The organism is Streptomyces sp. NPDC015242, assembly GCF_043079125.1.
Classification (GTDB): domain Bacteria; phylum Actinomycetota; class Actinomycetes; order Streptomycetales; family Streptomycetaceae; genus Streptomyces.
The window spans coordinates 936960-959040 of the sequence record NZ_JBIBUF010000002.1; the positions used below are offsets into that span (position 1 = coordinate 936960).

The following is a 22081-nucleotide window of genomic DNA, read 5'->3' on the forward strand; positions in this document are numbered from 1 at the left end:
GGGCGGGTTCGGTTCGGGTCGGGCTGCGCGGTGCGGAACGCGTGGCGGCTGCCGGGGCGGGGGCGGGGCGGGGACCGCCGTCGCCCCGGCAGGGCCCGGTGGTGGGGTGACGTCCGGTCAGGCACCGGTGACGGTGTCGTGCCGCCCGTCGAGCGCCCCGTCGAAGACGAGGAGCTGGCGTCCCCGCACACCGCCCGCGGCGAGCCGGCGGTGGGCCTCCGGTGCGGCGGACGGGGTGAGCACCGCGGCCGTGCGCGGCGAGAGCAGTCCCTCGCAGGCCAGTGCGGCGAGTTCGGTGAGCGCGGCGGCCTTGTCCGGGTAGGCCATGACGTTGAGTTCGTGCCGCACGATGCCGCGGGGCGGGGTCAGCGGGCCCGGGCGGCAGGTCGCCACGGCACCGCCGTCCCGGACGGCGGCGAGGATCGGTGTGCCCAGGACGGCGGCGTCCACCAGCGCGTCGACGCCCTCGGGCACGGCGCGGCGGTACCGCTCGGCGAGCGAGGCCGCCGCCGCGTCGGACTCCTGCGGCGCGTCCGTCGGCTCCGCGTGCCGCGGCACGATGATCTCCGCGCCGAGCTGCTTGAGCAGCGGCTCGTCCTGCGCGGCCGCCTCGGCGACCACGCGCAGGCCGCGGTGGACCGCGAGCTGGATCACGAAACCGCCGAGCGCGCCGGCCCCGCCGGTGACGGCCAGGGTCGCCCCGCGGCGGAGTCCGAGCAGGGCGAGCGCCTGATGGGCCGTCAGCGCGTTCATCGGAAGTCCGGCCGCGTCGAGCAGGTCGAGGCCCGGTGGGACCAGGACCGTGTCGGCGGCGGGGACGACGACGTACTCGGCCTGGGCCCCGCCCTGCGGGCGGAACGGGTCGACGAACGCCATGACCCGGTCGCCCAGGGCGAACAGGGTGCCGGCGCCCGCGGCGTCGACGGTGCCGGACACGTCCATGCCGGGGATGTAGGGGGGCTCGAACGCGGCCATGTAGGCGGCCAGCCGGCCCGAGCGGAGCATGAGGTCGGTGGGGTTGACGGCTGCGGCGGCCACGCGGATGCGCAGCTCTCCGGGTCCGGGGTCGGGTATCCCCCGGTCGATGACCTCCAGCACGTCCGGTCCGCCGTATTCCAGGATTCCGACTGCGCGCATGGTGGAGCACTTCCGTTGCGGGGCCGTGAGGCCGGCGGGTGGGTGGGTCGTCTCGGGTGGGTGGGGACAGGGGTGGTCAGGCCGGGCGCCGTGCCGGAGCGGACGGCGTCCGGGCCGTCCACAGCGGCTCGGGCAGGCGCAGCGGGGGCGCCGGAGGCGGGGCGGGCAGCAGGCGCCAGCCCTCACGTGCGGCGACGGCGCGCAGTTCCCGGTCGCCGCCGACCACCACGCCGCGGCCCGTGGCCCGCAGCATGGGCAGGTCCGAGACGTGGTCGCCGTAGGCGGTGGCGGCGGCCGGGTCGATGCCGTGCCCGGCGCACCAGGCCCGGACGGCGTCCGCCTTGGTGGCGCCGATCATCGTGACCGCGGCGTCGCCGGTGTAGTGGCCGAGGAGGGTCTCGGGCTCCGTCGCCAGGACCGCGTCCACCTCCAGCAGGCGGGCCAGCGGCGCGAGGAGCGCCGGGAAGGAGCCCGAGACGAGCACCACGGGCTCCCCCGCGGCCCGGTGCCCGCGCAGCGCGGCGACGGCGCTGTCGTGCAGGAAGCCCCCGGCCTCCAGCTCCGCGCGGAACCACTCCTCGGCCAGCTCCGTCACGTACGAGACGCTGAGCCGGGCGTAGCTGGCGAAGTACGCGCGGTTGGTGCGTGACCGGCAGACACCGGCCTCGGTCATGGCGCGCAGCCGCTGCCGTTCCTCCGTGTAGGCCTGCGGGGGGCGTCCTTCGACGGCGAAGCGGTACTCGAGGAACCGGAACAGGGTGGTCCCGGTGGTCAGCGTGCCGTCGACGTCGAAGAACGCGGCCCCCGCGGCGCCGGCCGGGCCGTCACCGGGCAAGGCGCGCGCCCTTCGTGGTGAGCAGCCGGGCGGTCTCGGCGACGTTGGCGGCGTCGAGTATCTCGTCGTCGCCGATCTCGACCCCGTACACCTTGGACAGGTGCACCGCGAGTTCCAGCAGGACGAGGGAGTCGAACTCCATGTCCTCGTACGGCGTGGTGGCGGTGGTGTCCTGCGGGGCCTCGAACTTGACGCGGACGATGTCGAGCACGGCCTCGGTCAGGTCGCCGGGCGCGGTGGTGGGTGCGGTCATGGTGTCTTCACTCCTCAGGGCTGTGGTGTCCGGCGGGTGGGGCCGGGCTCGGTCAGGCGGGTACGACGTCGGGCCAGGTGAGGGCCGCGGAGCCCCAGGTGAGCCCGCCGCCGAAGGCGGTGAGCAGCACCCGCTCCCCCACCGTGAGGGAGTCGGAGGCGGCGGCGTCCGCCAGGGCGATGGGGATCGACGCGGCCGAGGTGTTGCCGACCTGGTCGAGGTTGACCACCGCCCGCTCGGCGGGGACGCCGAGCTGCTCGGCGACCGCGCGCAGGATGCGGACGTTGGCCTGGTGGCCGACCAGGTGGCCGAGGCTCTCGACGGGCCAGCCGATGCGGTCGAGCAGGGCGGCGGACGACTCGCTCATGCGCTGCACGGCCGAGAGGAAGACCTTGCGGCCCTCCATGGCGAAGTACTCGTCGCCCGGGGCGGGTTCGGTCAGCGCGGCGCGCTGCCGGGAGCCCCCGGCCGGGATGCAGATGACGTCCTTCTGGGTGCCGTCGGAGCCGAGTTCGAAGCCGTGCAGGGCGCCGGGCAGGTCCGCCTCGCCCGCGGTGAGGACGACCGCGCCGGCGCCGTCCCCGAAGATCACGGAGGTGGTGCGGTCGGCCGGGTTGAGGATCGTCGAGTACGTCTCGGCGCCGATGACCAGTGCGGTCCGCGCCCGACCGGCGCCGATGGCGTTGGCCGCGGTCTCCAGCGCGTAGACGAAGCCCGAGCAGACGGCACTGATGTCGAACGCCGCCGCGCCGGCGAGGCCGAGCCGGGCCGCGACGTCGGGCGCGGTGGCCGGGCACAGGTGGTCGGGTGTGGTGGTCGCCAGGACCACGAGGTCGACGGCGCCCGGCCCGGGGTCGACGCCCGCGGACTTCAGCGCGCGGTGTCCGGCCTCCACGGCGAGGTCGCCGGTGGAGGTGCCCGGGTCCGCCCAGCGCCGGCTGCGTATGCCGGTTCTGGACGTGATCCATTCGTCGGTGGTGTCGAAGCGGTCCGCGAGTTCTTCGTTGCTGACGCGACGCGGGGGAAGGTAGGCGCCGAGTCCGGTGAGTACGGCGGTCAGGGGCATGTCTCTCGCCTCCCGTGAAGGGCCGTGGGCCGCGGGCGCCGGTGGTGTCCGGCTGCGGCCGAGGACGCGAACTGGGATGGGAGCGGTCGGCTCCGGGTGGTGTGCTCGGGGGCGGTCACGCGGGGAGCAGATGGGCGACGGAGCAGCTCAGCCGCAGGCCGGCGTGGTCGGCTGCGATCTCGGCGCTGCGCCAGGTGCCCTGGGCGCCGCGCAGCAGCCGCGGTTCGCGCAGCCGGACCTCGAACCGGGCTCCGGCCGCGCCGGCTTCGGGCGCCGGCCCGATGACCGTGCGCCGCATCCACAGCGTGTTGCTGTCGGCACGGGCGACCCCGTCCAGCGAGTAGAGCAGGACCTGGCCGAGCTGGAGGGCGGCGACGAACAGGTCGACCATCGTCGCCGGCCCGTCCGGGTCGAGGGTGAGGTCGGCCCGGGCCAGCGAGGCGTCCGGGAGGACGTCGACGGAGGTGAGCAGCTGCCGCCGGTCGCGGTGCGGGGTGCCGAAGGGCGCGTCGTTCCAGGGCCCCGGGAGCGCGTCCGCGTCCGCGTAGTGGGCCGTGCCCGACCGGGTGGGGGCCGGCTGCGGCGAGCCGGTGCCGGCGGTGGTCTCCACGCGTACGGTGAGCAGGCCCACGCGGCATTCCATGGTCGTGGTGCCGTCGCCGGTGGTGTCCAGGAGCCGGCCGGAGACCGCGAAGGTGTCGAGGTCCTCCTCCTGCGGCTTGTTCCCGGCCTTGATCGTCAGCGACCGGACGGTGAACGGCGTGTGCGGGCCGAGGCCGCGGGTGTGGGCCGCGTGCAGGCCGGCGAGCCGGGCGCCGTAGAGCATGACGTCGATGGTGGACAGGTGGGGCCGCTGGGTGCTGTCGCCCTTGCGGGACCAGGCGCCCGGGATCTCCAGGCCGGCCGTGCCGGTGATGCCGCGGTCGTCGACGGTGAGGTCGGTGAGCGAGTGGTGCACGCGTTTGAAGCCCTCACCGAAGAATCGTTCCTGCCTGGCGCCGAGGAAGTCGTCCACGGTGCCCAGGGTGTCGAGAGGTGCTGCCGTAGTCATAGAGTTTCCTTCGTAGGCGGCCCCACCCCGGCGGGGTGACGGCCGTTGAACGGCGACGGCGATGCCCGGGACCCTCCGCAACAGTGGACCGGGTATCGCCGACGTCCAGGTCGGGCGGTGTTCAGGCGGTCCGGCTGGCCTGGACGGGCTCAGCGGTGCCCGCGACCGGCTCGCTCTCCGCGGGGTCGACGTGGTCGCCCGACGCCGGCTTCTTGAAGTTGAGCACCACGAGGAACGTGAGCGCGATGCCGACGGCGATCGCCCAGGTGGCCGTGGTGACCCCGTCCATCAGCTCGCCGAGGTCCTTGGTCTCGCCGCCGCCCGAGGCGTTGGCGATCGCGATCAGCACGGCGAGGCCGACGGCGCCGCCGATCTGCTGGCCGGTGGTGGCGATACCGGAGCCGATGCCCTGGTCCGCCGCCTCGACGCCGGTGGTGGCGGCGGCGAACATCGTCGTGAAGACGATGCCCTGGCCGAGCGAGAGGACGAACAGCGACGGCGCGATCACGCCGTAGGAGGTGTCCTGGCCGAGCGTCAGCGCGAGGACGACGGTGCCCACCAGGCCCATGGTCAGACCGATGAACAGGGTGTTGCGCACCCCGAACTTGGTGGCCCACTTGCCGCCCACGATCGTGCCGATCAGCACGCTGCCGGACGGCAGCACGAAGGCGAAGCCGGTGGTCCAGGCGCTGTAGCCCTGCACGGTCTGCCAGTACTGCGTGAGGAAGTACGCCAGGGCGCCGAAGGTGGCCATGAACAGGAACGTGATGCCGGCACCGGTGGACAGGTTGCGGTTGCCGAACAGGCGCAGCGGCACCATCGGGGCCGCGCTGCGGCTCTCGATGACCAGGAACAGCGCGAAGGTCAGCACCGCGACGCCGAGGGCCGCCAGCACCTGGCCGGAGCCCCAGCCCGCCTCCGGGCCCTGCACGAGGGCGAAGACGAACAGCGTGGAGGCGAGGGTGCCGGTGATCGCGCCGGGCAGGTCGAACCCACTGCCGGCCTGCGGCTTGTCGTCGGGCAGCAGGGACATCGCCACGAACATGGCGGCGCCGGCCAGCAGCACGTTGACGTAGAAGACCGAGGGCCAGCCGAAGGCGTCGGTCAGCAGCCCGCCGAGGATCGAGCCGAGCACCATGCCGGAGCCGCCGGCGCCGCCCCACACGGACAGGGCGCGGTTGCGTTCGGCACCCTCCGCGAAGAGCGTCGTGACGAGGGACAGGGTCGCCGGCGCGAGGAACGCGCCGCCCAGGCCCTGCACCGCCCGGGCGGCGATGAGCAGCCACGGGTCCTCGGCGAGACCGCCCGCGAGGGAGGACGCCGCGTAGAGGAAGAGGCCGAGGACGAACATCCGCTTGCGGCCGAACAGGTCGGTCGCGCGGCCGCCCAGCAGCAGGAATCCGCCGAAGGCGACGGCGTAGGCGGAGACCACCCACTGGAGGTCCTGGGCGCCGAAGCCGAGCTTGTCGCCGATCTCCGGCAGGGAGACGAAGACGATGTTGTAGTCGATCGCAATGATCATCTGGGCGAACGCGAGCAGTGCGAGCACCGCGCCCAGATGACGCGGCCGTGCCGAGTTGATGCCGGACACGCCGGTTCCTTTCGTGGTGGACGTCGGGGGACGAGGGTGGGAAGGGAGGTGGGGAAGGGGAGGTGGGGCGTGGGGGGTTGTGGGGGGAGTCCGGGGACGGGGCGCGGCGCCGGTCAGTAGCGCATGGCGTAACCGATGCGCCGGGCCAGCGACTTCTGGCGCTGTGCCTCGTGGAAGCGGGCGTCGGCCTTGAGGTCCTCGATGTCGGCCAGGACGCGGCGCTGCGCCTCCTCGATGGCCTCCTCGATCGGGACGACCACCGGCAGGTCGAAGAGCTTGACGATCTTCTCGATCCGGTCCGGGATGGGACCGCCGACGACGCGGTAGGGGATGTCCATCCGCTCCAGCGCCTCGATGAGCAGGTCGTCGGAGAGCCGGCGGAACTTCTCGGAGACGGGCCGGTGGCCGTCGGGTTCCATGTCGAACTCGACCGGCAGGTGCACGTAGGCGTCGTAGATCCGCTTGGCGCGGGCGCGGGTGATGTCGCCCAGGGTGTCGGTGTAGCGCTGGTAGAAGTGCTTCACCGGCAGGCCCATGACCTTCTTGATGCCCTTGAACCACCAGTCGGCGCCGGGGTTGATGCCGACGCGCATCCGCGCCTCGAAGTACACCCACTCGTGGAACACGCCGCCGTCCGAGATGAAGGCGTCACCGCTGGACTCGTTGTGCACGCGCTCCTCGAAGCGGCGCAGGCCGAGTTTCACGAGTTCCATGGCGTTGAGTTCCATGACGGTCTTGCCGGGGACGAGGTCCACCAGCAGTTCGCGGGACGTCTTGGCGTGGGTGCGCGGTATTCCGGTGGCTATGGAAAGGGCCTCGGTCGTCGTCGACTTACCCGTCGAATACGTGCCGGAAATGGCGAGCTTCAGCTTGGGATTGTCCTTGAAACTGGGTACTTCGAGCGCGGACACAGATGGTCACCTTTGCGGAAGGGAGCCCCGGGGCTCGGTGGGTGGATTCAGCGGGCGGGCGCGGCGAGTTCGGCGGCCTCGTCGACCGTCATGACCGTCGCGTCCTGGAGCCCCAGGTGCTTCACGGTCTGCCCCAGGCGCTCGGCCACGTCGCCGTGGACGGTGTGCACGGGAACGCCCGTGGCTTCCAGGGCGGGCAGCAGCAGGGAGTCGGACAGGTGCCGGAAGTTCTCGTTGATCGGGCGGTTGTCCGGTGCCAGCTCGAACTCCACCGGCACGTGCACGAAGGCCTGGTAGGCGGTGCGGGCGTGGTGCTTCATCAGCAGGCCGATGTCGTCCACGGCCGCTTCGAGCGCGGCCGTCGTGGTGGGACGGTGCCGGTCCTCCAGCGGGGTGAGGGTGCCCGGGTACGAGCCGGCCACCAGCCGGAGCTTGGCGTACACCCACTCGTGCACCACGGAACCGTCGGACACGAAGCCCTCCGGGTGGGCGGCCTCGCCGAGCAGCCGTTCCGCGTAGCGGTTCACGGTGAGCTGGATGAGCTGCCCGTCGGTCCAGTTGTGCACGCTGCGGCCCTCGCCCCCGATCGGCTCCCGCATGGGCGAACCGTGGGTGCGGGGCAGGCCGGTCAGATGCGAGAGCGCCGTGGAAAGCGTTGTCTTTCCCGATCCGTAGGCGCCTACGACGGCGATTCGTTTCGTCACGGATCAAGCATCACAGGGGACTTTGACGTGAACCAGTGGCCATCAACGCTATTGCCACCAACAACAGGATGGGCCCGGATCCGGAAATGGGAAGTCCGGTACACGGTACGGGAATATGCCCGGGACCGCGGCTGGAATTGAGAATTCCGTAACACGGGTGTGCCCGGCCCGCCGGTGAAGCGGCGGGCCGGGCACGGGTGACGGGGGGCCGGGTCAGCGGGAGTGCGCGGCCAGGCGGGTGCGCAGCGGCTCGGTGTGCGGGAACAGGGCCCGGTTCTCGGTGCTCCACCGCACCGATTCCAGGCCCCGGTCGGCGGTGCCGGTGAAGCGCGGGGCCACCTCGGTCGCCAGCAGTTCGAAACTGCGCTTGACCTTCTCGAAGGAGGCCCAGTTGACGACGTAGGTGAGGAACGTGCCGAAGCCGCCGGTGGTCTCCTGGAGGTTCCGGATCGCCTCGACCGCGTCCTCCACCGATCCGACGACGGCCCGGCCCTGCTCCACGGTCGCCTCCAGGTGCCGGGACTCCGGCACACCGTCGAGACCGCCGAGGACGTCGGCGCCGACCGCCTCGCCCCAGTAGCCGTGCAGCCACTTCCCGAAGCCCTCCCGGGCGTCGCGGAAGGCCTCCTCGCGGGTCTCGGCGATGTGCAGGGGCACGGCGATGCGCCAGTTGCGGCGGTCCACCGTCTGCCCGTGCTCCTCGGCGGACTCCTCGGCGTACCTCCACTGCCGGGCCAGGTCGACGGCCGGCCAGCCGGGCGGCGGGGCGCCGAACGACAGCAGGCCGAGTCCGTACTTCCCCGCGATCTGGGGACTGTTGGGGGTGCCGACGCTGGAGACGGCGATCTCGATGCCGGGCTTGCTGTAGCGCGGCAGCTGCATCTTGGCGTCCTGGAGGGTGTACCAGTCCGTCTTCTCCGAGATCCGCTCCTCGCCGTTGACCAGTTCCATGACGGCGGGGATGGCCTCGCGCGCCATGCGCTTCAGCTCGCCGAGGTCGAGTCCGAGCATGTGGGCGTCGTTGGGGGTGGCCCCGGGGCCGACACCCAGGATGTACCGGCCGCGCGTCAGGTGGTCCAGCATGATCGCCCGGGTGGCGACGTGGAACGGGTGGTGGAAGGGCAGCGTCACCACACCGTTGGCCAGCTTGATCTGCCGGGTGCGCTCGGCGAGGGCCGCGATCATCGTCTCCGGTGCGCCCACCGTGGGCCAGGACAGGGAGTGGTGCTCGCCGAACCAGCACTCGTCGAAGTTGAGTTCGTCGAGGTGCTCGACGAGCTGGAGGTCCCGGCGGATGGTCAGGTGCGGGTCCTGTCCGGGCGCGTGCAGGGGGGAGAGGAAGGCTCCGAAGCCGGTGTGCATGAAAGACGCTCCTGTGATCGAGGGGGGTGGCGGTGGGCACCGTGGCGCCGTGCGCTTCTCGGCGGGGCCCGCCGGGTCGGGGGTGGCAGGGGGCGGGGCGCGGGATTACTGCGCGGTGCCGGTCTCCGCGGCGCGGGTGATGCGGTCCAGCAGCCGGTGGTGGGCGGCGGCGTGGGCGAAGTCCGGCACCACGGAGGTGCCGTCCCGCAGATCGGCACGCAACCGGTGGTAGGCGTGGGCGACCACGCCCGCCGGCCCGTCGAGCGACGCGAGGCGGTCGAGGCCGTCCGGCAGCAGGTAGTCCTCGGGAACGGGCAGCGGCCGCAGGTCCCGCTGGTCGCCCCGCGCGCCGCGCAGTTCCGCCTGGCCGAACTGGAGATGGCCGGAGTCACCGGTCAGCACCAGGTCGCCCTCGGTGCCGTTGATCTCCCACAGCAGGTTGGTGCCGCGCGAGGAGCCGCCCCGGTAGTGCAGGGACGCGACCGCCCCGCTCTCCAGGCGCCCGGTCACGGCGATCTGGTCCTCGGCGGTCATCGGCAGCGGGGCACCGGTCTCGGCGATCCGCACCCGGGGACGCCTGGTCGCCGTGGTGGCGGTCAGGGTCGTGAACCCGGACAGCACCATGGTCAGCGCGTCCAGGGTGTGCCCGAACGGGACGGTCAGCAGGGTCGCCCCGTTGGCGCGGTCGGCGACGTAGGCGGTGCGCTCGGCCACCACCGGGCCCCAGCCACCGCCGGACCCCACCAGCGTGGTGGACAGCACCTCGCCGACGTATCCGTCCGCGACCAGGTCACGCAGGTAGCGGACCACGGGGGCGGACCGGGCCTGCAGGCCCACCGCCGTCCGCACGCCCGCCTCGGCCGCGAGAGCGGCGAGTTCCTCGGCCTCGGCCGTGCCGTTGCCCAGCGGCCACTCGCTGAGCACCGTCTTGCCGGCCCGCAGGACGGGCAGGATCAGTTCCCGGTGGCGGGGCACGCGGACGGCGACCACCACCAGGTCGACGTCGTCCCGGGCCGCGAGTTCGGCGGCGTCCGTCCCCGCGGCCGACTCGGGCAGTCCGAACGCCGCGGCGGCCTTGCGCGCGGAGTCGGGCGTGGAGGCCGTCAGCGCGCGCAGTTCGTAGCCTTCGACGGCGCGCAGGGCGGGCAGGTGGCCGCGCGCCCCCCATCCCCCGTCCGCGCTCAGTCCGACGATCCCCACTCCGAGCGGGGCCGCTGTGTGCAACACGAATGCATCGTCCTTTCCAGTCAGGAGGGTCAGAGCTGGGCGTAACGCCCGTACAGGCCGCCGAAGAACAGCAGCGGCGCGTCCTCGTGGTGGGTGTCCAGGTCGTGGACGCGGGCTATCACCACGTCGTGGTCGCCGGCCGGTATCTCCTCCTCGACGGAGCACTCGATCCAGCCGATCGAGCCGTCGAGCACGGGCGCCCCGCCGGGCGAGGGCGTCCAGGAGACCGCACCGAACTTGTCGCTGCCGCTGGTCGCGAAGCGGGTGCTGAGATCGCGTTGCGCGGCGCCGAGGATGTTCACGCAGAACCGGTCCGCCGAACGGACGTCGGGCCAGCTGGTGCTCGTTCGGGCCACGCAGAACAGCACGAGAGGAGGGTCCAGGGACACCGAGGTGAACGAGTTGACGGCCAGCCCTGCGGGAGCGCCGTCGGAGCCGCGCAGCGCCGTCACGGCCACCACTCCGGTGGTGAACCGTCCGGCGACGGTACGCAGCCGCCGCGGTTCGACCGGTGCCGTGCAGGACATCGGGGGAACAACCGTTGAGGACATGCCCTCAGGCTCGGCCGGGGCCGTACGCCCTGCCAGTGCGCAGGCAACATATTGGTCGCGCCAACAGAAGGGAATGGCCACGTGTCCCTGCCCGGGAATATTCACGGGGTTCTTCGGAACGCGGGGTCCCGAGGGGCCGGGATCGCCGGCGGCCCGGCGAAACCCGGGGCGGCGGACAGCGCGGGGCCGGGAAGCACGAGGCGGGGAGACGCGCCCGGCCCCCGGTCCGTGGAAGGACCGGGGGCCGGTGGGCGGTGGAGTGGGCGGACGTCAGTCCAGCGGCTGCCACCGCGGTCCGTCGCCGGACGCCGCCAGGCGGCCGAACACCCCGCCGGAGAAGTGACCGGCGAAGCCGATCGTGCCGGGGCGGGAGAGCTCCGCCACCACCTTGCGGCGGCTGCGCACCGCCTCCGCGGGATCGAGGTCCGAGGCCGCCCGCCAGGTCAGGTCGGCCAGTTGCAGGGCGGAGTGCAGGACGTCGCCGACCACCACGGCCGCGGGCCCGTCCGCCCCACCGCGGATCACGTACGAGAGGTGCCCCGGGGTGTGCCCCGGCGTGGCGAGCGCCGTGACGCCGGGGAAGACCTCCTGGCCGTCGCGTACGGCCACCGGCTGCCCGGCCGGACGGCGGTGCGCCCCACGCCATTCGGCGGCCGAGGCCACGAACCGGGCGCCGCGCAGCCGCTCGTCCCCGGCCCAGCCGACGTGGTCGTCGTGCAGGTGCGTGAACGCCACGGTGTCCACCGACTCCCAGGCGCTCCCCGCCGCGGCGAGGGCGTCGGGCAGGCCACCGCCCTCGATCCGCCCCAGGGGCGGGATGGTGTGGCCGGCGGGGATGCGGGCCGGTCCGAAGCCGGTGTCGACGAGCAGGGCCCGGTCCTCGTACTCGACGAGCAGCGCACCGACCGAGGCCCGCAGGAAACCCTCCTCGTCCAGGTGGCCGCCGTGCTCCTCCCAGAACGCTCCGGGTGAGTCCGGGAACCAGGCCCTCGGGTGCAACTGCACATAGCCGTCGGGGAGATAGGTCAGCCGGTGGGTACCGAGCCGGACCCGGACCGGCTCGGTCACGTGGCTGTTCACGGCGGTGCTCACCGGGCTCCTCCCACCAGGTCGTCGCGGCCCATGCTGTTCATCCGCTGCGCCAGCGTCACGTGGGACATCCGGCGCAGTGCCGCCTCCGTGCCGGTGCCGGGGGTCGGCAGGAACACCGTCATCCGCAGGGCGATACGGCGGGTGAAGTCGAGCGTGGCGCGGGTGAAGTGCAGGTCGCCGACGGCGGGATGGGTGAGCACCTCGGGGCCGCAGGAGTCCTCCAGCACCTCGTGCCGGTCCCACAGCTGCGCGAACAGGGGGCTGGCCACCCGCAGTTCCTCCACGAGGGCCGGGATCGCCGCGTCCTCGATGTGCAGGGCCGCCTGGCTGCGGAAGCGGGCCACGACGGTCGGGGCGATCTTCTCCCACAGCGGATAGGCGGACCGCACACCGTCGTTGAGGAAGAACTCCCGCAGGATGTTGTACGGCCGCCGCCCGCCGAGGACGCCGGTGCCGGCACCACCGCCGAGGCGGGCGTCACCCGGGTGTTCGTCGACCATGCCGAGCAGGGACTCCGCCGCGGCGTTGGCGACCACGACGTTCCAGGCGTGGTCGGCGATGTAGGCGGGGTTGGGCCACCAGTTCTCCACGAACGGGCGCATGGCCTCCGCCTCCGGCGGAGCGTCGGGCAGCAGCGGGACGGCCTGTACCCCGGCGAGCTGGCGCAGATACAGCCGTTGGTTCTCACTGAGGCGGAGCACCCGGGCGATGGAGTCGAGCACCTCACCCGAGACGTTCTCGGCACGGCCCTGCTCGATCCACGTGTACCAGGAGACGCCGACGCCGGCGAGCAGCGCGACCTCCTCCCGGCGCAGCCCCGGGGTGCGGCGTTTGCCGGCGTCCGGCAGACCGACCTGGTTCGGGGACACCTCGGCCCGGCGTGCCATCAGGAACCGGCCGAGTTCGAGGAGGTGCGGAGGTGCCACGCGCCTGGCGGAAGCAGCGTTTCCCATCGGTAGCGGTTCCCCTTCTGTTCATGGCGGAGCAGGGGGACGTACGGTCGCACCGGGTCCACGCGGCTCCCCCGTGCCGCCTGGCCTCGTAAACAAACATACTCGCCTGTTTATTTCGATGGTGCTACATGTATCGAATGACGGGCGGGGGACGCGTGAGCTGCGTCACCCTGGGTCATGTTCCGTCACCCCACGTCGTGCAGCACCGGGTCGGGTGCCGCGTCGGCCTGCTCCAGTTCCTCCACCCGCTTCTCGTCCGTCCGCAGGCGCAGCAGCAGCCCGGGGGCGGCGATCCCGGGCAGCAGGGCGCGCCACAGCACGCACACGCGGAACAGCAGGTCGGCCCGCCCGCAGGACAGCTGGGACAGCAGCTGGATGCCGGTGAAGGCCCCCACGACCAGCACCGCGATCTCGTCGGGGTCGGTGTGCGGCAGCAGTTCGCCCTTGCTGCGGGCCTGGTGCAGCAGGTCGGCCACGCTCTGCTGGGACCACAGGTAGGGGCGGGTGCCGGGCTGGTAGGAGGTCTCCTCGGTGGCCAGTCGCACAGCGGCCTGCAGGATCACGTCCTTCTGCAGCATCCGCGCGTAGGAGAGCGTGAGGTCGATCGCGGCTTGCAGGGAACAGTCCCCGGGCAGCGGCCGCAGCAGCGGCATCTGGTACTCGACGATGGCGTCGGCCAGCGCTTCCTTGGACGGGAAGTGGAAGTACAGGGCCCCTCGGGTGACACCCGCCCGCCGCAGCACGTCCGTGGTGCTGGAGCCGTCGTAGCCGTGCTCCTTGATGCATTCGGCGGCGGACCGGAGCAGCAGTGCCCTGGTCCGCAGGGCGCGTTCCTGACGTGGCATGTGAGGGATCTCCGAGATGACGGGGGCGGGTGCGGGTAACCGGGTGGCGGACACCAGGAAACAGATAAGTCTGTATGTTACTCGCGGTCCGGGGATCCGATAAGTGGGGCGCACACCGGAAAACGAGGGCGGCGCCGCGCGTTTTCCGCGCGGCGCCGCTCGTGGGGCCCGGCCGCTCCGCCGGACCGTGCCGGTCAGTGGAAGAAGTGCCGCGTCCCGGTGAAGTACATCGTGACGCCCGCCTTGCGCGCGGCCTCGACGACCAGTTCGTCTCGGACCGAACCGCCGGGCTGGACCACGGCCTTCACGCCGGCCGCGGTGAGGATCTCCAGGCCGTCCGGGAAGGGGAAGAAGGCATCGGAGGCGGCGTACGAACCCGCCGCGCGCTCGGCGCCCGCCCGCTCGACGGCGAGCTTCGCGGAGTCGACGCGGTTGACCTGCCCCATGCCGACGCCGACCGAGGCGCCGTCCTTGGCGAGCAGGATCGCGTTGGACTTCACCGCGCGGCAGGCCTTCCAGGCGAAGGCCAGCTCGGCCAGCTCGGCCTCGCTCAGCGCCTCGCCGGTCGCCAGCGTCCAGTGGGCCGGGTCGTCGCCCTCGGCCTGGAGCCGGTCGGTGACCTGCAGCAGCGCGCCGCCGTCGATCGGCTTGACCTCGACGGGGGCGGCCGGGCCCTCGGGGCAGCGCAGCACGCGGATGTTCTTCTTCTTGGTGAGGGCCTCCAGGGCGCCGTCCTCGTAGTCCGGCGCGACGATGACCTCGGTGAAGATCTCCGCGACCTGCTCGGCCAGCTCCCTGCTGACCGGGCGGTTGACCGCGATCACGCCGCCGAACGCCGACAGCGGGTCACAGGCGTGCGCCTTGCGGTGCGCCTCGGCGACGTCCGCGCCGATCGCGATGCCGCAGGGGTTGGCGTGCTTGATGATCGCGACGCACGGCTCGGCGTGGTCGTACGCGGCACGGCGGGCGGCGTCCGTGTCCGTGTAGTTGTTGTACGACATCTCCTTGCCGTGCAGCTGCTCGGCCTCGGCGAGGCCACCGGTGCCGGAGACGTAGAGCGCGGCGGGCTGGTGCGGGTTCTCGCCGTAGCGCAGGGTGTGCTCGCGCTCCCAGGTGGCGCCGAGGAAGTCGGGGAACTGCGACTCGTCGACCGGCGCGTAGGAGGAGGCGAACCAGGAGGCGACGGCCACGTCGTAGGCGGCCGTGTGCTGGAAGGCCTCGGCGGCGAGCCGCTTGCGGGTGGCGAGGTCGAAGCCGCCGTTCCGCGCGGCGGACAGGACGTCGGCATAGCGGGCCGGGCTGGTGACGACCGCGACCGAGGGGTGGTTCTTGGCGGCGGCGCGGACCATCGAGGGACCGCCGATGTCGATCTGCTCCACGCACTCGTCGGGCGACGCGCCGGAGGCGACGGTCTCCCGGAACGGGTAGAGGTTGACGACGACGAGGTCGAACGGCTCGACGCCCAGCTCGGCGAGCTGCTCGCGGTGGCTGTCCAGGCGCAGGTCGGCGAGGATGCCGGCGTGCACGCGCGGGTGCAGCGTCTTCACCCGGCCGTCCAGGCACTCGGGGAAGCCGGTGAGCTCCTCGACCTTGGTGACGGGGACGCCGGCAGCGGCGATCTTCGCGGCGGTCGAGCCCGTGGAGACGAGCTCGACCCCGGCCTCGTGGAGCCCGCGCGCGAGGTCCTCCAGCCCGGTCTTGTCGTAGACGCTGACGAGCGCCCGGCGAAGGGGCCGCTTGTTGCTCTCGGCGGTCACTGGATAACTACCTTTCGTCCCTCAATGCGATAGCCGTTGCGGGCGAGCCGCCCCACGACCTCGACGAGCAGCCTTCGCTCGACTTCCTTGATGCGCTCGTGCAGAGCGCTCTCGTCGTCCTCGTCCCGGACCTCGACCACGCCCTGGGCGATGATCGGGCCGGTGTCGACGCCGTCGTCGACGAAGTGGACGGTGCAGCCGGTGACCTTGGCGCCGTACGCGAGCGCGTCCCGCACGCCGTGGGCCCCCGGGAAACTGGGCAGCAGGGCCGGGTGGGTGTTGACGAACCGCCCGCCGAACCGGGCGAGGAACTCCTTGCCGACGATCTTCATGAAGCCGGCCGAGATGACCAGGTCGGGCTCGAAGGCGGCGACGGCCTCGGCGAGCGCGGCGTCCCACTCCTCGCGGCTGCCGTGGTCCCTGACCTTGCACACGAAGGTCGGCAGCCCGGCGCGCTCGGCGCGGGCCAGCCCCTCGATGCCCTCGCGGTCGGCGCCGACGGCCACGATCTCGGCCCCGTACTCCTGCGTCCCGGTGGCGGCGATCTCGTCGAGCAGCGCCTGCAGGTTGGTGCCGGATCCGGAGACCAGCACGACGAGGCGCTTGGCGCGCGGGGCCACGGGCTTGGCGGCCACGGTGGTGGGCCTTTCTCGGGGGAGCGTCTGTCCAGGTGGCCGGCTCCGGCGTTTGTGCATTCATACGAATGCTTCGGGCCCCCGGATACGGGGAAGCCTACGAACCGGCCGACCGTCAGCAACGATACCGGCACACCGGACGGCCCCCACGGGACGGGGGCATGGCCGGAAGGTAGCGTCTGGGCGGGGCCGGCCTCGGGAACGCCGTCCGGACGCGGAGCGTTCAGGAGGTGACGGACCCGGATCCGACACCGCCCCGTCCTGTCCAGCCAGTCCTACTCACCCACGGGAAGACGCTCACTTGATGCCGGACCGCAGCCCGCGACTCCTCACGTTCCCCCAGCTGTCGCCGCAGGGAGGGGAGCGCGGCGCCGTGCTGCTGCGGGAGCGCCCCGGCTCACCGCCCGACGCGCCGTCGGACGGCGGCGACCGGGGCGGGCGAGGACGCGGATCCCAGGAGGACAACCCCTTCGCGCCGCCGCCCGAGGGCACGCCGGACCGGCCCTGGCAGCCGCGCCGCCCCTCCGGTGACGGGGCGCAGAACGACGGAGAGCGTGACCGTTCCCCGTGGGGCAGTCAGTGGAGCGACCGGCAGCCCGGCCGCTCCCCCGGCGGCTTCGGTGACCGCCCGCGCAGCGGCCCCGAAGGCCAGGGCGGCCCCCAGGGCGGCGGCGGCCCGAACATGCGCTGGGACCCGACGGACCCCGTCCAGCGCCGCGCGCGCTACGCCCTGATGTCGGGCATGTGGGCCTTCCTCTTCGCCCTGTTCAGCTGGCCGTACGCGGCCCTGCTGCTCGGTGCGCTGGCCCTGTACTGGGCCATCAGCTCCCTGCGCGCCAAGCCCCGCAGACCCGACCCCGGCACCCCGGCCGCCGACCAGCAGGGCCGCCCGCAGACGACGGCGGCGGTGAGCGGCCTGGTGACGGCGTCCCTGGCCATCATGCTGGTCGCCGCGTCCTTCATGGCGCAGCTGGTCTACCGCGACTACTACACGTGCACCAACGACGCCCTGACCAACGAGGCGAAGCAGTCCTGCTCCGAGCTGCTGCCGGACGAACTGCGCGGAGTCCTGGGCACGGACGGCTGACGCCGCCCCGGCCCGGACCGGCACCTCAGGAACCACCCGACTCGGGCGGCGGCACGTCGCAGGGCTCGAAGGCGTCCCCGCGGCGCCGGCCCGGGGAGCCGGGGATCGCGCTGTCGCGCGCGAGAGCACGTGGGTGATCCGCCGCGCCGGGACCTCCGCCGACAGCAGCCGCCGCGCCCGGCTCCTCACCGGTGGAGCCCGTTCCGCCCGGCTCCTCGTCGGCGGAGTCGGTGCCGCGCCGGGGGTCTCGGGCAGGGCTTCTTCCGTGCGGCTCCCCGAGGGCGGAGTCGGTGCCGCGCCTGGGGGCTCGGGCAGGGCCTGTTCGGCCCGGCTCATCGAGGGCGGAGTCGGTGCCGCGACGAGGGGCTCGAGCAGGGCCCGTTCCGCCCGGCTCCTCGACGGCGGAGAAACTGCCGCGCCCGAGGCTTCGAGCAGAGCTCGTCCCGCCCGGCTCCTCGACGGCGGAGTCGGTGCCGCGCGGGGCGCCTCGGGCAGGGCCCGTTCCGCCCGGCTCCTCGCCCTCCGAGAAGGCGCCGTACCAGGGGCTGCGGGCAGAAGCCGTGCCGCTCGGCTCCTCGTCGGAGGCGAACGTGCCACGCCGGGAGCCCTTGTTCGGGCCCGCCCCGCCCGTGCGAGGGTCGTCGTGCCCGGCGGGGGTGCCGGTCGGCCAGGCCGTCTCCCAGTCGTCGTCCGTCGCGAACGGGTCCGGTCCGCCGCCCCGGGTCCCGGCCACTCCCCACATCGTGCCCAGGTCCTCGTCGTCGTCCCATGCCTCTTCCGCGCGGTCACGGGCGCCCTGGTCCGCGGCTCCCCCGGCGCCGTCGGTGCCCGTGCGACGGGATCCGCCCCCGCGCAACCCCTTCCACAGCCGCCCGCCCCGGTGACCCCGCTCGTCCTCGGACCTGTCGTCCCGCTGCCGGCCGATCCTCGGCTCCTCGTCGTGTGACGACCGGCAGCTCCGGGCCCGTACGGCCAGTGCCGTCGGGATCGCCACCAGCGCCAGCCAGGCCAGCGCCGCCCCGCCGACCTGCCACCACACCGGGCCGAAGCGGGCCAGCACGGACACGCCGAGCGGACCGCCGGCCAACGCGGCGAGCCCCGCCAGCACGGCCGCGCACAGCACGGCGGCCAGCCCGGCCGCACGGGCGGTGCGCCCCGCCGACCAGGTCACGGCCGGCCGCCCGCCCGGCCGGGTCCCACCCCGCTCCCCGGCGACCGCCGCCCGCGCCACCCACCTGCCCACCATCACCCCGGCGACCAACGGCACCGCGGTCACCGCCCAGTGCACCGGCGTCCCCTCCCCCGCCTCCGGCACCGCCGCCAGCAGCGGGAAGGGCGGCAGGAAGGGGGCCGGCGCCGAGGCCAGCGGGCTGACGGCGTGCCCGGCGCCGAGGGCGAACCCGGGCCCCAGGGCGTACGCGGCACCCCACACCGCCGCGTTCGGCAGCAGGGCCGCGCACAGCAGCAGCACCGTGAACCGCCCCGACCACCCCTCGGTCAGCCGGAGCAGCGACGCCTGCGCTCCCGCCCCGTGCCCGGCCAGCGACACCGCCACCAGCAGCGTCCCCCCGCCGAGCAGCACGGCCAGCCCGGCCGCCGCGGCCCGGACGGCCACGCCCGGACCTCCGTCCGGGGCGAGCACCAGCGGCCGCACGCCCCGGGGCAGCACGCCGAGCAGCCGCCGCAACGGCCCGCCCGGACGGCCGTAGGCCGACCACACGCCCAGCGCCGCCGCCCCGGCAGCTACGGCCGGGACGCACACCGCCGCCCAGATCCACGACGGCCGCAGCACACCACCGGTGGCGTACAGGGCGGCCGGCGCGGCGACGGCGAGATAGCCGAGGACGACGCCCGCCCAGGCGGTGCGGGCCGCGACCAGGGGCGGCTCCGCGCCCACCTCGACGACGCCGTACCCGTCGTCGGCGTCCCCGTTCCGGGGCCCGCCGTCCGTGGCGTCCCGTGCCGCGCGGTGCAGCAGACAGACGGGCACGGCGAGCAGCAGCAGCGGCGTCATGCCCAGCGGGGCGGCGGTGCCGGAGAGCGTGTCGGCACGGATCAGCTCGGCTCCGTGGGCCAGCAGCCACAGGGCCGCGGCGACGTGCAGCGCGCCGCCGGGACCGCTGTCGGGGTACGGCGAGCTGATCCAGAGCAGGGTCACGAGCACGGCGAACGCCGCGAGCCCGAGCCCCGCCGCGACCGCACCACCCACCAGGCCGCCGACCAGTCCGGGCGAACGGTCGCGCATCCGGGTGAGCAGGGGCGATGACGGACGTCGGCGAGCGGTCATCTCGATCACGCCCGTCATGCTCCCAACGACACGCGCTTTCCCGTCGTAACAGGCGAACCACCGTGGTGTCGCTCAATATACGTTTATGTACTTTTCCGTACGGAGGGGCGTGCTGTGACTCAGAGCCCTGCCATGCCGCTCCCCCCGCCGAAGGAGCGCCGACGCCTGCGTGAGGCCGCCTCGCTGACGCGGGCTCAACTGGCCGCGCGGGTGGGCGTGACCAGCGAGACGGTGCGCGGATGGGAGACCGGCCGTTCGACGCCACGCGGCCGGAAAGGGGAGAAGTACGCGAAGGTACTGAACTCGCTGTGTGCCGAGTCGGAGGTGACGTCCCCTCAGACAGCCCGCACGGCGCGGGAGTCGCAGTCGGCCGAGGCGGCTGACGTCACCCGGCCGGCCGACCACGCTCAGCCGTCCGAGGCCGGTCGGACGCCTCAAGCCGGCCGGGCGGCTCAGTCGGGCCGGCGCGGTCGCGCGTCCGCCTCGGGCCGGCGGCGCGCCACCGCGGCCGATCCGGGCCACAGCCGCGGCCCGGTCCCCGACCGTTCCCGCGGCCCCGCCCCCGACCGGCCCCACGCGGCCGTTTCCGACCGGGGGCACCGGCCGGTGCTCGACCGCGGTCACGTTCCCGTGCTCGACCGGGCGGGCCACGGAGCCATGCTCGACCGGGACCGTGCTCCCGTGCTCGACCGGGACCGTGCTCCCGTGCTCGATGAGGGTCGTGTTCCCGTGCTGGACGGGCACCGGGGTTCCGGTCCCGGCCGGGGCCGCGCTTCCGGCCGGGACCGCGGTCCTGTGCTGGAGCCGAGGCCCGGCCCGGCCGCCCGCCCGACGCGGCCCTACCTCCCGGACGACTCCACCACCGCGCTCACGCCCGACCAGGCCTTCGACGCGCTCTACGCCTTCTGCGCCCCCGCCCTCGTCCGGCAGACCTACCTGCTGACCGGAAGCCGTGAGCTGGCCCGGGAATCGGTCGAACGGGCGTTTCAGATCGCCTGGCAGCGCTGGCCCGAGGTCGCGAGGGACCGAGACCCGTCGAGCTGGGTGCGCGCGACGGCGTACGAGTGCGCGCTCTCCCCGTGGCAGCGGCTCCGCCCCCGTTACCGGCACCAGGAACCGCCGCCCCCGGACGCGCTCGACCGCGCGCTGCTGGACACCCTGCTGAAGCTGCCCCCGTCGTACCGCCGCACGCTCCTGCTCCACGACGGCGTCGGGCTCGGTCTGCCGGAGACCGCGGCGGAGACGGAGGCGAGCACCCGTGCCGCCGTGAACCGGCTCGTGCACGCACGCCAGGCGGTCGCCGAGCGGCTGCCCGAGCTGGCGGACCCGGAAGTACTGCACTGGCGGCTGGTCGAACTGGCCTCCATCGAGCGGCTGCGGGCCGCCAAGCCCCAGGTGGTACGGCGTGGCGGGGAACGCCGGGCCCGGTTCTGGACCCGGGCCGCCATCGCCTTCACGGTCGCCCTGATCGGCACCACGGCCCTGACCGTGCGCACCGCACCCACGCACTACGAGCCCCCCGTCCCGCAGGGCGAGACCGTCCAGGGCGTCCCGCCGCCGGTCGCACCCGGGCCACTGTCGGAGTCGGAGCGCGAACTGCGCTCGAAGCTGCGCGAGCAGCCCCTGAAGGGACCGGAGCGGTTGCTGCCGCAGCCTCGCTGACCGACGGAGGGCGGAAGGCGGAGCAGGGCGGAAGGCGGGAGAGGGCGGCAGCCGGAAGGCGGGAGAAGGCGGAGGCCGGGACGAGGCGAAGGCCGGGCGGGAACGGCCGTGGGCCCGCCCCCCCGTGCGGGGGGGGGGCGGGCCCACGGTCGGACGGAGTCCGGAGTGTGTCAGCCGGTGTGTCAGCCGGCGAGGATCTCGCGCGCCAGCTTGGCCGTCTCGGTCGGCGTCTTGCCGACCTTGACGCCGGCGGCCTCGAGGGCCTCCTTCTTCGCGGCGGCCGTGCCGGAGGAACCGGAGACGATGGCGCCGGCGTGGCCCATGGTCTTGCCCTCGGGCGCGGTGAAGCCCGCGACGTAGCCGACGACCGGCTTCTTCACGTTCTCCTTGATGAAGGCCGCGGCCCGCTCCTCGGCGTCGCCGCCGATCTCACCGATCATGACGATCAGGTCGGTGTCGGGGTCGGCCTCGAACGCGGCCAGGGCGTCGATGTGCGTGGTGCCGATGACCGGGTCGCCACCGATGCCGACGGCGGAGGAGAAGCCGATGTCCCGCAGCTCGTACATCATCTGGTACGTCAGCGTGCCGGACTTCGAGACCAGGCCGATGCGGCCCGGCTTGGTGATGTCGCCCGGGATGATGCCGGCGTTGGACTGGCCCGGGGTGATGAGACCGGGGCAGTTCGGGCCGATGATCCGGGTCTTGTTGCCCTTGGACACGGCGTAGGCGTAGAACGCGGCCGAGTCGTGGACGGCGATGCCCTCGGTGATGACGACCGCGAGCGGGATCTCGGCGTCGATGGCCTCGACGACGGCGGCCTTGGCGAAGGCCGGCGGGACGAAGAGGACGGATACGTTCGCGCCCGTCTTCTCGATCGCCTCGGCGACCGTGCCGAAGACCGGGATCTCGGTGCCGTCGACGTCGACGGTCGTGCCCGCCTTGCGCGGGTTCACGCCACCGACGATGTTCGTGCCGTCGGCCAGCATGAGCTTGGTGTGCTTCATGCCCGTGGCACCGGTCATGCCCTGGACGATGACCTTGCTGTCCTTGTTGAGGAAGATAGCCATGGCTGTGT

General features: G+C 73.4%; 20 protein-coding genes and 1 pseudogene. 3 read left to right on the forward strand and 18 right to left on the reverse strand.

The annotated features are described in order from the left end of the window. Window positions 1–117: 117 nt before the first annotated feature. The 16 genes from ACF07N_RS09720 to purN all read right to left on the reverse strand — a co-directional run bounded on the left by ACF07N_RS09720 (window position 118) and on the right by purN (window position 15970). Window positions 118–1137 carry an NADP-dependent oxidoreductase gene (locus ACF07N_RS09720; protein ID WP_392110368.1) on the reverse strand — a complete coding sequence of 340 codons (1020 nt, stop codon included), beginning with the start codon at window positions 1135–1137 and terminating at the stop codon, window positions 118–120. 76 nt (window positions 1138–1213) lie between these two features. Then, window positions 1214–1972, reverse strand: a complete 759-nt coding sequence (locus ACF07N_RS09725) for an HAD family hydrolase (RefSeq protein ID WP_392110371.1) — start codon at window positions 1970–1972, stop codon at window positions 1214–1216. Beyond that, entirely contained in the window at window positions 1962–2225 is a 264-nt protein-coding gene (locus ACF07N_RS09730) for an acyl carrier protein (RefSeq protein ID WP_383324959.1), read from the reverse strand. Before ACF07N_RS09730 ends, ACF07N_RS09725 begins: the two co-directional genes overlap by 11 nt. Window positions 2226–2277: 52 nt before the next feature. Next, window positions 2278–3291: a beta-ketoacyl-ACP synthase III gene (locus ACF07N_RS09735; protein ID WP_383324962.1), complete on the reverse strand. Its 1014-nt coding sequence runs from the start codon at window positions 3289–3291 to the stop codon at window positions 2278–2280. A 115-nt stretch (window positions 3292–3406) separates the two neighbouring features. Then, window positions 3407–4342: an AvrD family protein gene (locus tag ACF07N_RS09740; protein ID WP_392110376.1), complete on the reverse strand. Its 936-nt coding sequence runs from the start codon at window positions 4340–4342 to the stop codon at window positions 3407–3409. Window positions 4343–4463: 121 nt separating this feature from the next. After that, window positions 4464–5933, reverse strand: a complete 1470-nt coding sequence (locus ACF07N_RS09745; RefSeq protein WP_392110379.1) for an MFS transporter — start codon at window positions 5931–5933, stop codon at window positions 4464–4466. Window positions 5934–6046: 113 nt separating this feature from the next. Next, window positions 6047–6844: an ATP-binding protein gene (locus ACF07N_RS09750; RefSeq protein ID WP_094054547.1), complete on the reverse strand. Its 798-nt coding sequence runs from the start codon at window positions 6842–6844 to the stop codon at window positions 6047–6049. A 47-nt stretch (window positions 6845–6891) separates the two neighbouring features. Then, window positions 6892–7548 (reverse strand): AAA family ATPase, encoded by a 657-nt coding sequence (locus ACF07N_RS09755; RefSeq protein WP_392110382.1) that lies wholly within the window; start codon window positions 7546–7548, stop codon window positions 6892–6894. 213 nt (window positions 7549–7761) lie between these two features. Next, on the reverse strand, window positions 7762–8910 hold the full coding sequence (locus ACF07N_RS09760) for an LLM class flavin-dependent oxidoreductase (RefSeq protein WP_392110385.1): 1149 nt from the start codon (window positions 8908–8910) through the stop codon (window positions 7762–7764). A 105-nt stretch (window positions 8911–9015) separates the two neighbouring features. Next, entirely contained in the window at window positions 9016–10137 is a 1122-nt protein-coding gene (locus ACF07N_RS09765; RefSeq protein ID WP_392110387.1) for a Gfo/Idh/MocA family protein, read from the reverse strand. Between the two features lie 29 nt (window positions 10138–10166). After that, window positions 10167–10688 carry a flavin reductase family protein gene (locus tag ACF07N_RS09770; protein ID WP_383324983.1) on the reverse strand — a complete coding sequence of 174 codons (522 nt, stop codon included), beginning with the start codon at window positions 10686–10688 and terminating at the stop codon, window positions 10167–10169. A 270-nt stretch (window positions 10689–10958) separates the two neighbouring features. Continuing rightward, the gene (locus tag ACF07N_RS09775) at window positions 10959–11780 is read right to left on the reverse strand and encodes an MBL fold metallo-hydrolase (RefSeq protein ID WP_392110390.1); all 822 of its coding nucleotides are present in this window, start codon (window positions 11778–11780) and stop codon (window positions 10959–10961) included. Continuing rightward, window positions 11777–12706 carry a helix-turn-helix transcriptional regulator gene (locus ACF07N_RS09780; protein WP_383324988.1) on the reverse strand — a complete coding sequence of 310 codons (930 nt, stop codon included), beginning with the start codon at window positions 12704–12706 and terminating at the stop codon, window positions 11777–11779. The genes ACF07N_RS09775 and ACF07N_RS09780 overlap by 4 nt, the downstream gene beginning before the upstream one ends. 212 nt (window positions 12707–12918) lie before the next feature. Then, window positions 12919–13578: a ScbR family autoregulator-binding transcription factor gene (locus ACF07N_RS09785; RefSeq protein ID WP_392110394.1), complete on the reverse strand. Its 660-nt coding sequence runs from the start codon at window positions 13576–13578 to the stop codon at window positions 12919–12921. Between the two features lie 194 nt (window positions 13579–13772). Further along, window positions 13773–15335, reverse strand: coding sequence for a bifunctional phosphoribosylaminoimidazolecarboxamide formyltransferase/IMP cyclohydrolase (purH, locus tag ACF07N_RS09790; RefSeq protein ID WP_392110397.1), 1563 nt, complete (start codon window positions 15333–15335; stop codon window positions 13773–13775). Continuing rightward, entirely contained in the window at window positions 15332–15970 is a 639-nt protein-coding gene (gene purN, locus ACF07N_RS09795) for a phosphoribosylglycinamide formyltransferase (protein WP_392110400.1), read from the reverse strand. Before purN ends, purH begins: the two co-directional genes overlap by 4 nt. A 304-nt stretch (window positions 15971–16274) precedes the next feature. Here purN and ACF07N_RS09800 point away from each other — a divergent pair, with 304 nt between their 5' ends. Further along, window positions 16275–17057, forward strand: coding sequence for a hypothetical protein (locus tag ACF07N_RS09800; RefSeq protein WP_392110403.1), 783 nt, complete (start codon window positions 16275–16277; stop codon window positions 17055–17057). A gap of 25 nt (window positions 17058–17082) precedes the next feature. On the opposite strand, the gene ACF07N_RS09805 is transcribed toward ACF07N_RS09800, so the two are convergent. Beyond that, a complete protein-coding gene (locus ACF07N_RS09805) occupies window positions 17083–19344 on the reverse strand; it encodes a DUF6350 family protein (RefSeq protein WP_392111111.1) in 2262 nt (753 codons plus the stop codon). Between the two features lie 132 nt (window positions 19345–19476). Here ACF07N_RS09805 and ACF07N_RS09810 point away from each other — a divergent pair. Further along, window positions 19477–19635: pseudogene (locus ACF07N_RS09810) on the forward strand (helix-turn-helix domain-containing protein); the annotation flags it as partial. A gap of 504 nt (window positions 19636–20139) precedes the next feature. After that, window positions 20140–21006 (forward strand): sigma factor-like helix-turn-helix DNA-binding protein, encoded by an 867-nt coding sequence (locus tag ACF07N_RS09815; RefSeq protein WP_392111114.1) that lies wholly within the window; start codon window positions 20140–20142, stop codon window positions 21004–21006. A 182-nt stretch (window positions 21007–21188) separates the two neighbouring features. Here the strand turns inward: ACF07N_RS09815 and sucD are convergent, their stop codons facing one another. After that, a complete protein-coding gene (sucD, locus tag ACF07N_RS09820) occupies window positions 21189–22073 on the reverse strand; it encodes a succinate--CoA ligase subunit alpha (protein ID WP_094054536.1) in 885 nt (294 codons plus the stop codon). Window positions 22074–22081: the final 8 nt, after the last annotated feature.